Raw genomic sequence first — 12006 nt, 5'->3', positions numbered from 1 at the left:
TTTATAAAATTATTAAAATACGTTAATACCGTTTATATTTAAAATAATAATCGGTATTAAGTGATTATGGGATTAGATTAGGACAGTAATTTATTATGGCAAAAAAAGATTATTATGATATTTTAGGTGTTACCAAAAATGCTGAAGAACGTGAAATTAAAAGAGCATATAAACGTTTGGCTATGAAGTTTCATCCAGATCGTAATCCCGGAAATAAAAATTCTGAAGATAAGTTTAAAGAAATTAAACAAGCTTATGAAATTTTAAGTGATTCTAAAAAAAGAGCTACATATGATGAATATGGTCATTCTGCTTTTGAACATGAAAATATAAACAGTACAACAACTGATTTTAGTGATATTTTTGGGGACGTTTTTGGCGATATTTTTGGAAATTCAAGAAATAAACAAAAATCTCAAAGAGGATCTGATTTAAAATATATAATTGAACTTTCTTTAGAAGATGCAGTAAAAGGTTCTATTAAAGAAATAAAAATTCCTATTTTAAAAAATTGTAGTTATTGTAATGGAACAGGATCTCAAGGTAATTTACAAAAATGTTATACATGTCATGGTTTAGGACAGATTCATATGAGTCAAGGATTTTTTACGGTACAACAAACTTGTCCTAAGTGTCATGGTCAAGGAAATTTTATAAAAAATCCTTGTTTTTATTGTAAAGGTAAGAAAAAATTAGAAGTTTATAAAACTTTATCAGTAAAAATTCCTAGTGGAATTAATTCAGGAGATCAAATTAGATTAAGTGGTGAAGGTGAATTAGGTTATAATAAATTTTCGTCTGGAGATTTATATATAGAAGTAAAAATAAAAAAACATAATCTTTTTATTAGAAAAGAAAATAATTTATATTGTGAATTGCCTATTAATTTTATTACAGCTACTCTAGGTGGAAATATAGACATTCCTATATTAAATGGTTATGTAAAATTAAAAATTCCTCAAGGTACTCAAACGGGTAAAGTTTTAAGAATACGTAATAAAGGAATTAAATCTATTAAGAATAATAATTCAGGTGATTTATTTTGTAAAATAAAAGTAGAAGTTCCAATTAATTTAAATAATAAACAAAAAAAAATTTTATATGAATTAAAAGAAAGTTTTAATGAGTTTTCTGATTATAGAAATTATCCTAAATTAAAAAAATTTTTAGATAATATTAAAAATTTTTTTTATAAAATAAAATAAAAATAATAATAGAGGGTATAAAAAATAAATTTATTTTTTATACCCTCTATTATTATTTTTATTTTAAAATCAAACCATGACAAAATTTATATTTTTTTCCTGAAAAACAAGGACATTTTTCATTTCTACCTATTTTTTTTTTAAAAATATTAATATTATTTAAATATTTATTTGTTCTATTTATAGAAAAATTAGGTATTTTTTTTATAATTTTTAAATCATTATTATTTTTATTATTTTTTTTAATTTCTTTTAATAAATTAATTATATTAGTATTTTTAATTGTATTAATTTCTGCTTTATTTAAAGTAATAATTACTTTTTCTTTTAAAGAATCTAACATTAAACTAAACATATGAAAAGATTCATTTTTATATTCTTGTTTAGGATCTTTTTGTGCATATCCTCTTAAATGTATACCTTGTTTTAAATATTCTATAGCTGAAAGATGTTCTTTCCATAAATTATCTAAAATTTGTAATGTAATATTTTTTTCAAAATTATCTATATATTTTTTCTCTATTACATTTACTTTTTTAAAGTACTTTAATTCCATAAAATTAATTATTTTTTTACAAAAAATTTCTTTATTAAATATTTTTTCATCATTTTTTTTATATAAATTTATCCAATTTTTAATTGGTAATTTATAATTAAATAAATTTATAAAATAAATTTCTAACTTTTTTAAATCCCATTTTTCTTTTATAAAATTATCAGATTTTATATAATTATTTAAAATTTTTGATATAAAATCAATTCTAAAATTTTTAATTATTTGATTGATATTTGATGATTTTAATAATATATTTCTTTGTAAATATATAGTTAAACGTTGATCGTTTATTACATCATCATATTCAAGTAATTGTTTTCTTATTTCAAAATTATAATTTTCTACTTTTTTTTGTGCAGTTAAAATTGATTTTGTTATCCAAGGATGTTCAATATAATCATCTTTTTTCATACCTAATTTATTCATTAAATTAGATATATTTTTAGATGCAAAAATACGCATTAAAGAATCTTCCATTGATAAATAAAATCTTGAAGATCCTATATCTCCTTGTCTACCAGAACGTCCTCTTAATTGGTTATCAATTCTTCTTGATTCATGTCTTTCAGTTCCTATAACATATAATCCTCCTAATTTAATTATTTCATTATGTTTTTTTTCCCACTCTAATTGTAATTTTTTTATTGTTTCTACTTTACATTTAGTTTTATTTAATAATAAATTACCACCTAAAACAATATCTGTTCCTCTACCTGCCATATTAGTTGCAATTGTTACTGAATTTTTTTTCCCTGCTTTTGATATAATTTCCGCTTCTCTAGCATGAAATTTGGCATTTAAAACATTATGTTTTATACCTATATTTTTTAATTCTTGAGAAATTAATTCTGATTTTTTTATAGAAATAGTACCTACTAATACAGGTTGTCCTTTTAAATTTTTATCTTTTATATCTTTAATTATTGCTCTTATTTTTTCTTTTTTAGTTAAATAAATTAAATCTGGTAAATCTTTTCTAATCATAGGTTTATTAGTTGGAATTACTATTGTATCTAATTTATAAATTTCTTTAAATTCAAAAGATTCTGTACTAGCAGTACCAGTCATACCCGATAATTTTTTATATAATCTAAAATAATTTTGAAATGTAATAGAAGCTAAAGTTTGATTTTCATTATTAATTTTTACATTTTCTTTTGCTTCTATTGCTTGATGTAAACCTTCAGACCATCTTCTTCCTTTCATTAATCTTCCAGTATGCTCATCTACTATTATAATTTTATTATTTTTTAATATATAATCTACATTTTTTTTAAAAAGTTTATGTGCTCTTAATGCAGAAATAACATGATGTAAAATAATAATATTAGAATTAGAATATAAAGATTCTCCTTTATTTATAATATTTTTTTTTATTAATATTTTTTCTAAATAAATTAAACCTCTTTCTGTTAAATATGCTTGACGTGATTTTTCATCTATAAAAAAATGTCCTTTTCCTTTATAAGATTCAGAATCTTCTTCTGATTGATATATTAATTTAGGTATAATATTATTTATTTGAATATATAGTTCCGAACTATCTTCTGTTGTTCCTGAAATAATTAAAGGTGTACGAGCTTCATCAATAAGTATTGAATCAACTTCATCTATAATGGCATAATTTAAAGTACGTTGTACTTTATCATCAAAATTTAAAACCATATTATCTCTTAAAAAATCAAATCCATATTCATTATTAGTTCCATATGTAATATCTGCTTTATAAGCAATTTTTTTTTCATCTAATGACATATTAGATATATTAATACCAACACTTAAACCTAAAAATTCAAATAATATTTTATTATTTTTAGCATCTCTTTGTGCTAAATAATCATTAACAGTAACTATATGAACACCTTTACCATCAAGAGCATTAAGATAAGCCGGTAATGTAGATGTCAATGTTTTACCTTCTCCAGTTCTCATTTCCGCTACACAATTATTATTTAATACAATTCCTCCTATTAATTGAACATCAAAATGACGCATATTAAATATTCTTTTACTAGTTTCTCTAACTGTTGCAAAAGCTTCTGGTAAGATATCTTCTAAAGAAGAATTATTCTGTAATTTTTTTTTTAAATATAAAGTTTTATTTTGTAAATCAGAATTAGTTAATTTTTCAAATTGTTTTTCCATATTATTTATAATATTAACTGTTTTTTGAATACGTTTTAAAATACGGTCATTATTACTACCAAAAATTTTAGTAAAAATTTTTTTTAACATATAAATACTCTTTTCTTTATAAGATATAATTGTGATATAATAAATGTTATTAAATAATTAATTTAATTAAAGATAATAAATGTTTATTTTTAAAATTTAAGGAATAAATTTTATGCGTAATAATAAATTATTATTAATTAATAAAATTTTCCAAAAAAAATATTACTCATCTCATGAAAAAATATTATATAAAATATATATACATACAAATATTTTAATAAAAATTAATAAATTTATCAAAAAATATTTACCCATTAAATTATATAATTATTATAATATTAAAAATTTTAAAAATAATATTCTAATTTTAGAACTATGTAATTCTAATTATATTATTAAATTTTTATCTGAAAGGGATAATCTTGTATTTTTTTTAAAAAAAAATATTATTCCTTCTCTTAAAAAGATTGATTTTAAAATAAATCCTATTTTTTTTAAAACAACATTAGTTAATAACTATAAGCATAAATATAATTTAAAAAAAAATATTTTAAGTAAATATAGTGCTAAATTATTAGCAAATTTATCAAAAAAAAGTTCAATAAAATTACGTTTTATAATAAAAAAATTTATTAAATTAGCAAAAAATGATATTTAGGTTAAAATATTTTAAAATTAAATTTTAAAATATTTTATTTTATAAAATTTAATTAGTTTTTTATTAAGTTAAATTTAAAATTTTAATAATTAAATCATAAAAAGATAATCCTGCTTTTTTAGCAGCTATTGGGTATAAACTATGTGATGTCATTCCAGGAACAGTATTTATTTCTAATAATTGAAAATTATTATAATTATCTAAAATAACATCAATTCTACCCCATCCAGTACATTTTACTGCATTCCATGCATGTAATACTATATTTGATAATTCTTTTTCTTTTTTTTGACTTAATCCACTAGGACAAAAATATTTTGTATTATTTAAATAATATTTTGATTGATAATTATAAAAAGAATTTACATATTCTATTCTAATAGGTGGTAGAATTGTTTTATTTAAAATTCCTATTGTATATTCTATTCCTTTTATATATTTTTCAATTAAAATATCATTACTATATACAAATGATTTTTCTATTACATTAAAAATATTATCTATATGATTAACTTTAAAAATTCCCAAACTAGATCCACTACAGTTTGGTTTTATAAAAACAGGTAAAGTTAATTTTAAAATTTTCTTTTTTATTTTTAAATAATTTGATTTAATAAATTCTCTTTTTGTTAGTAAAAAATGAGGATATACTGGTAATCCATGTGATTTCCATATATTTTTTGTAATAAATTTATTCATAGTTATCGCTGAAGATAATACCCCACTTCCAGTATAAGGAATATTTAAATATTCCAGAACTCCTTGTAAAGTACCATCTTCTCCACCTTTTCCATGTATAGATATAAAAATTTTAGTAAATCCATATTTTTTGAGATATAATAATGGAAAATTTATTGGATCGATACCAATTGCATTTATACCTAATTTTAATAAAGCATTTAAAATAGCTTTACCTGATTTTAACGAAATTTCCCTTTCTTGTGAATTTCCTCCAAATAAAACAGCTATTTTTTCTGACATAATTTTATTATTTATTTAATTTTTTAGTTTATTTTTTATAAAAAAAGATGATATATTATTAATATTTCCAGCTCCTTGAAAAATTAATATTTCGTTCCCTTTTAATTTTTTAATTATACTACTTGTAATAGTATTATAATTATTCGATTGAATTAAAAAAGGAGAAATTATTCCTAATTTTTTTATTTTTTTACATAAATTTTTACTACTAATATTTTTATTATAATTTTCTCCTGCAGAATAAATTTCTAATAAAAATAATATATCTACCTTAGATAAAATTTTTATAAATTCATTAAAAAGATTTAAAGTTCTTGAAAAACGGTGAGGTTGAAAAACCATTATTAAATTTCTGTTTGGCCAAATATTACGTATTGTTTTTATAGTAACATTTATTTCAGTTGGATGATGTCCATAGTCATCGATAATTATCGTGTTTTTTTTTATATTTATTTTTTCGTGATATATAGTACCTAAAATATCAAATCTTCTTTTAATACCTTTAAATTTCTTTAAAGCTTTTAAAATAATTGAATATTTTAATCCAATATAAGAAGATGCTGCAAAAGCCGCTGTTGCATTTAATGCATTATGATAACCCATAATATTTAAATTTACTTTTAAATTTAATTTTGTTTTTTTTTCTAATAAATGAAATTTACTTCCATAAATATCTTGAGTAAAATTAGATAATTTAATATCAGCATCTTTATGAAATCCATATGTAATAATTTTTGATTTTAAAAAATGTTTATTTTTCTTTATTAAATTAAAATTATTTTTATTATCTATACAAATAATTATACATCCATAAAATGGAATATTTTTTAAAAATTTTAAAAATGTTTTTTTTAAAATTTTAAGACTATTTTTATAACATTCTAAATGTTCATTTTCAATATTAGTAACAATATTAATAATTGGTCTTAAGTATAAAAAAGATTTATTACTTTCATCTATCTCAGTAATAAAATATTTACTTAAACCTAAGTAAGAAAATTCTTTAGAAGATTTTAAAATTCCTCCATTTATAAATGTTGGATCTAAACCAGCTAATTTATATATTTCATATATTATTGCAGTTGTTGTTGTTTTACCATGTGTTCCTGTAACAGTAATTCCATAAGAAAATCTCATTAATTCTGCTAACATTTCTACTCTATTAATTATAGTAATATTTAATTTTTTTGCAGCAATTAATTCTGGATTATTTTTTTTAATAGCATGAGATATTACAATAAGATCTATATTATTTGTAATATGATTTTTATTATGATTTAAATATATTTTTATATTTAATAAAATTAAATTTTGTATAATAGAATTAGAAAATAAATCTGAACCACTAATTTTATATCCTTGTTGTGCTAATATTTTAGCAATTCCACACATACCAGAACCACCAATGCCAATAAAATATATATGATTAATATTTGTCATTTTAGGTATTTGATATAATAATTTTTTATTATATTTATTAAATTTCATATTTTTTAAAATATTAGACTAGTTAATTTTTATATTATTTAATTCTTGATAAATTAATTCTGTAGAATTAATTATTGATAAATTATAAGATTTTTGAGCCATATTCATTATTTTTTTTTTATTCAAAGATAATATAGTATCTACAATATTATTAATATTTAAATTATGTTGTTCATAAATTTTAGCTGCTCCTATTTTTTCTAAATTTATAGCATTAAAATATTGTTGTTTATCTCTATGTGCAAAAGGTATAAAAATAGCTGGTAATCCTATTGCAGTAATTTCACTAACAGTCATAGCACCAGATCTACATATAATCATATCAGCCCATTTATATGCTTTATGTATATTTTTTATATACTCTTTTATTATAAAATTATTATTTCTATTTTTTTTATATTTATTAAAAATTTTTTTAAAATTTCCTTTACCTACTTGATGAAAAATTAATATTTTATTTTTTAAAATTTTAGATAATTTTATACCTATTTTATTTATTATATTTGATCCTTGACTTCCACCAGTGATTAATAAATGAATTGGTTTATGAATTTTTAAAATAAATCTCTTGTATAAAGATAATTGAATAATTTTTTTACTAATTGGATTACCTACTAATATTCCATTTTTAAATGTATTAGGATATGCTTGCATTGTAACAGTTGCTATTTTAGATAAAATTTTATTAGTTATTCCAGGAATATTATTTTGTTCATGTATTATTAAAGGAATTCGACATAACCACGCTGCTAATCCGCTAGGACCAGAAATATAATTACCCATAGTTAATATTAAATTTGGTTTATATTTTTTATATATAATAATTGATTTATAGGTAGATATAAATAATTTAATTATAGTTTTAATTATTGAAAAAATATTTTTATTTTTAAATCTAAAAAATTTAATTAAATAAATATAAATTTTTTTTTTAGGAATAATTTTAGATTCCATTCTTGATGACGCACCTAACCAGCGAACTTTCCAACCTTTTTTAATTAACTTATATGCTATATTTAAAGCAGGATTAATATGACCTCCTGTTCCTCCAGCAACTATAATAATTTTTTTTTTCATTTGATATTTTATAAATATTTATTTAAAATAAAATAAAATAAAACATATTAAATAATATAATATTAATATAAATATTATTTTTTATGTAATTTTTTAACTAATTTTATAAATTCATTACCACGATGTTTAAAATTTTTAAATTGATCAATGCTAGAACAAGCAGGAGATAATAATACTGTATCTCCATATTTTACTAATGTTATTATTTTTTTTAGAGCTTCAAACATTGTTTTCACCTTTATTGATTTATTATATAAAGATACTATTTTTTTACTAGATATTCCAAAGCAATAAATATAAATGTTATTTTTATTTTTTAAGTATTTTATTAATGAATGTAATTCACAATTTTTGTCATATCCTCCTAACAATAACCAAATTGGTTTTTTTTTATATAAATATTTTAAAGCAGCTATAGTACTATTACTATTAGTAGATTTAGAATCATTAATCCAAGTAATTCCATTTTCTTTATGTATAATTTGTAAAATATGATCCATATTTTTATAATTATTTATTTCTTGTAAAGATATTTTTTTAGGAATTTTTAATATATCTGTAATAGCTAAAACAGCTAAAAAATTTAAATAATTATGTATTCCAGTTAATTTTGTATTATTAAAATTTAAAATTTTTTTATTATTTACTTCTAGATATATATTTTTATTATAAAAAGATAATTTATATTTACCATTAAATTTACCAAAAGTTATATATTTTTTTTTTTTATAAAAAAATTTAGGATAACATAATTTATTATCTGCATTATATATGCAAAAAGAAGCATTTTTATAAATACGTAATTTATAATTACAATATTGTTTAATTCCTAAAGGGTATCTATCCATATGATCTTGTGAAATATTTATAATTAAAGCTATATATATTTTAAATTTTTTTATTGTTTCTAATTGGAAACTAGATATTTCTAAAATATAAAAATCTCTTTTATAAGATAATAAATCTAAAACAGGATATCCTATATTTCCTCCAATACCAATATTAAAATTATTTTTTTTCATAATTTGACTAATCATATTAACAACAGTACTTTTTCCATTAGTACCTGTAATAGCTATTACAGGAGTCTTATTATAGCGAGAAAATAATTCTATATCTCCTATTATTTCAATACCTTTTTTTTTTGCTTTTAATAATAAAGGGTGAAATATTGAAATACCAGGACTTAAAATAATTAAATCAGCATTTAATATCCAATTTTTTTTTAAAGAACCTAAATGGCAGGGTATATATGATGGTATTTTTTTTATAAGTTTTAAATTATAATTTTCATCTATAATAAATGGTATTAATCCTTTTTTTAAAAAAAAATTTACGCAAGAAATTCCTGTTAAACCTAACCCAATAATAACTATTTTTTTATTCATTGTACAATATTTATTAATATTAAATTATAGTTAAAGAAATTAAAACTAATATTAGTGATATAATCCAAAATCTAACAATAATACAAGGTTCTTTTAATCCTTTTAATTCATAATGATGATGTAAAGGAGCCATTAAAAAAAATCTTTTTTTATTATATTTAAACTTTATAACTTGAATTATTACGGAAATAGATTCTAATATAAAAATACCACACATTATAAGAAATAAAAATTCTTGTTTAATTATAATAGAAATTATAGATATAATAAATCCTAGAGATAAAGATCCTATATCTCCCATAAAAATTTTAGCTGGATATGTATTAAACCATAAAAATCCTAATCCTGATCCAATAATGGAAAAACATATAATAATTAATTCTTTTGCACTTTTTATGTAAAAAATATTAAAATATTTAGAAAAATATAAATCTCCCACAAAATAACTTAGGATAGCTAATCCTAAGGAAATAAAAATTATAGGCATAATTACTAATCCATCTAATCCATCAGTTAAATTTACAGAATTACTTATTCCTATAATTATAAAATAAATAATAACAAAATATATAATATTATTTAAATTAATTTTAATTATTTTATTAAAAAAAGGTATAATTAACTGTTGAATATAAAATTTTTCAGTTTTATTATAAAAAATAAATATAATTATAATAGTAATGAGTGATTGAAAAAAAATTTTTTTATGTAAAGATAAACCCTTTGAATTATTAAAAATTATTTTATAATAATCATCTATAAATCCTACAATAGAATATAACATTGTACTAATTATTATATAAAATATATATTTGTTTGATAAATTAGACCAAAAAAATACAGAAAAAAAAATGGATAATAATAAAATTATTCCTCCCATTGTAGGAGTATTATTTTTTTTAAAATGAGTTATAGGACCATCATTTCTAATAATTTGAGAAATTTTATTTTTATTAAAAAAATAAATAAAAAATGGACTTAAATAAAAAGTTATAAAAAATGATGTTAATAATGTCATTATAGAACGAAATTTTAAACTTATTAAAAAACAACTTAAATATTTTAAATAATATAATTTTAAATATTTAAATATTATTATTAACATTTTAATTTTTCCAATAGAACATTAATTAATATTTCCATATTATTATTACGTGATCCTTTAAATAAAATAACATAATTTTTTAATTTTTTTGTCATTAAAATTAATTTATCTATTAATTTTTTTTTTTTTACAAAATGAATTGCTTTTATATTATTTTCAGTAATATATTTACTATATTTACCAATACTAAATATATAATCTATATTAGATTTTAGAATTAAATTCCTAATTTGATAATGATAAAATAAAGTATATGGTCCTAATTCTAACATATCTCCAATAACTAAAATTTTTTTATTAGGCATATTTTGAAGTACATTAATAGCTACAAAAACAGAATTAGGATTAGCATTATATGTATCATCTATAATTAATTTATTATCACCAATAATAATTGGGTATAATCTTCCAGGAATAGATTTAAAATTTTGTAAACCTTTAGCTATTTCATCTAATGAAATTCCTAATGAAAACGATAATGCAGCAGATGCTAATGCATTACTAATATTATGAATACTACCACCTATTAGAAATAATTGAATTGATATTTTTCCAATAGGAGTTTTTAATTTAAAATAAATTTTATTTTGTAATATTTTTATATTTTCGGTAAAAAAATCAGCATTTTTATTTTTTATAGAAAAAGTAAAAATATTTTTGTTATTATTTAATAACATTTTTTTTAAAATTTTTTTTTGATTAAAATCATCATAATTAATAATTATAGTACCTTTTAATGATAAAAAATTAAAAATTGTAATTTTATTTTTAATAATATTTTTTAATGAATTAAAACCTGCTAAATGAGAAACTGATATATTATTAATTAATGCTATATTGGGTTTAACTAAATTACTATTATATTTAATATCGTTATTTTGACTACCACCTATTTCAATTATTGCATATTTATATTTATTTTTTAACTTTAATAAAGTTAAAGGAACACCTATATTGTTATTCATATTTCCTTGAGTATAAATAATTTTATTTTTTATTTTTAAAATAGATGCTGTCATTTCTTTAACTGATGTTTTACCTGATGAACCAGTAATCCCTATTATTTTATTATTAAATTTCATTCTTTTCCATAAACCTAATTTTCCTAATCCTAAAATAGTATCTGATACAATTATTTGAGGAATATTAGTATATATATATTTATTTACTAATAAAGCTAATGCTCCATTATGAATGGCATTTTTAATAAAATTATGTCCATCAAATTTTTTACCATAAATTGCAATAAACATACAATTATTTTTTATAATTTTACTATTTATTGAAAAATTTATTATTTTAATATTATTACCTATTAAAATTCCATTTACTATTTTTGATATTAATTTTAAACTAATTAATTCTGTCATTTT

Annotated in this window: 9 protein-coding genes; 2 read left to right on the top strand and 7 right to left on the bottom strand. The window is 18.7% G+C overall.

Annotation, left to right across the window (positions count from 1 at the left end; all coding sequences use genetic code 11):
• Positions 1-95: 95 nt before the first annotated feature.
• Complete coding sequence (gene dnaJ, locus GJT92_RS00730; protein ID WP_168919600.1) at positions 96-1205, top strand: molecular chaperone DnaJ; 1110 nt, start codon at positions 96-98, stop codon at positions 1203-1205.
• A 58-nt stretch (positions 1206-1263) separates the two neighbouring features.
• On the opposite strand, the gene secA is transcribed toward dnaJ, so the two are convergent.
• A complete protein-coding gene (secA, locus tag GJT92_RS00725) occupies positions 1264-3996 on the bottom strand; it encodes a preprotein translocase subunit SecA (protein ID WP_168919599.1) in 2733 nt (910 codons plus the stop codon).
• A gap of 112 nt (positions 3997-4108) precedes the next feature.
• On the opposite strand from secA, the gene GJT92_RS00720 reads away from it, so the two are divergent.
• Positions 4109-4594: a hypothetical protein gene (locus GJT92_RS00720; protein WP_168919598.1), complete on the top strand. Its 486-nt coding sequence runs from the start codon at positions 4109-4111 to the stop codon at positions 4592-4594.
• 63 nt (positions 4595-4657) lie between these two features.
• Here GJT92_RS00720 and GJT92_RS00715 read toward each other — a convergent pair whose 3' ends face one another.
• From GJT92_RS00715 to GJT92_RS00690, 6 genes are all read right to left on the bottom strand, one after another.
• Positions 4658-5575, bottom strand: coding sequence for a D-alanine--D-alanine ligase (locus GJT92_RS00715; protein WP_168919597.1), 918 nt, complete (start codon positions 5573-5575; stop codon positions 4658-4660).
• A 15-nt stretch (positions 5576-5590) separates the two neighbouring features.
• The gene (murC, locus tag GJT92_RS00710; RefSeq protein ID WP_168919596.1) at positions 5591-7063 is read right to left on the bottom strand and encodes a UDP-N-acetylmuramate--L-alanine ligase; all 1473 of its coding nucleotides are present in this window, start codon (positions 7061-7063) and stop codon (positions 5591-5593) included.
• Between the two features lie 18 nt (positions 7064-7081).
• A complete protein-coding gene (gene murG, locus GJT92_RS00705; RefSeq protein ID WP_168919595.1) occupies positions 7082-8140 on the bottom strand; it encodes an undecaprenyldiphospho-muramoylpentapeptide beta-N-acetylglucosaminyltransferase in 1059 nt (352 codons plus the stop codon).
• 74 nt (positions 8141-8214) lie between these two features.
• Positions 8215-9528 (bottom strand): UDP-N-acetylmuramoyl-L-alanine--D-glutamate ligase, encoded by a 1314-nt coding sequence (gene murD, locus GJT92_RS00700; protein ID WP_168919594.1) that lies wholly within the window; start codon positions 9526-9528, stop codon positions 8215-8217.
• 19 nt (positions 9529-9547) lie between these two features.
• Positions 9548-10633, bottom strand: coding sequence for a phospho-N-acetylmuramoyl-pentapeptide-transferase (gene mraY, locus GJT92_RS00695; protein ID WP_168919593.1), 1086 nt, complete (start codon positions 10631-10633; stop codon positions 9548-9550).
• Entirely contained in the window at positions 10627-12003 is a 1377-nt protein-coding gene (locus GJT92_RS00690) for a UDP-N-acetylmuramoyl-tripeptide--D-alanyl-D-alanine ligase (protein WP_168919592.1), read from the bottom strand. The genes mraY and GJT92_RS00690 overlap by 7 nt, the downstream gene beginning before the upstream one ends.
• Between the last annotated feature and the right edge of the window lie 3 nt (positions 12004-12006).

Source organism: Enterobacteriaceae endosymbiont of Donacia clavipes, assembly GCF_012570365.1.
Taxonomy (GTDB): Bacteria; Pseudomonadota; Gammaproteobacteria; order Enterobacterales; family Enterobacteriaceae.
Note: the sequence above shows the minus strand (reverse complement) of the source record. Positions and strands in the feature narration are given on the sequence as shown.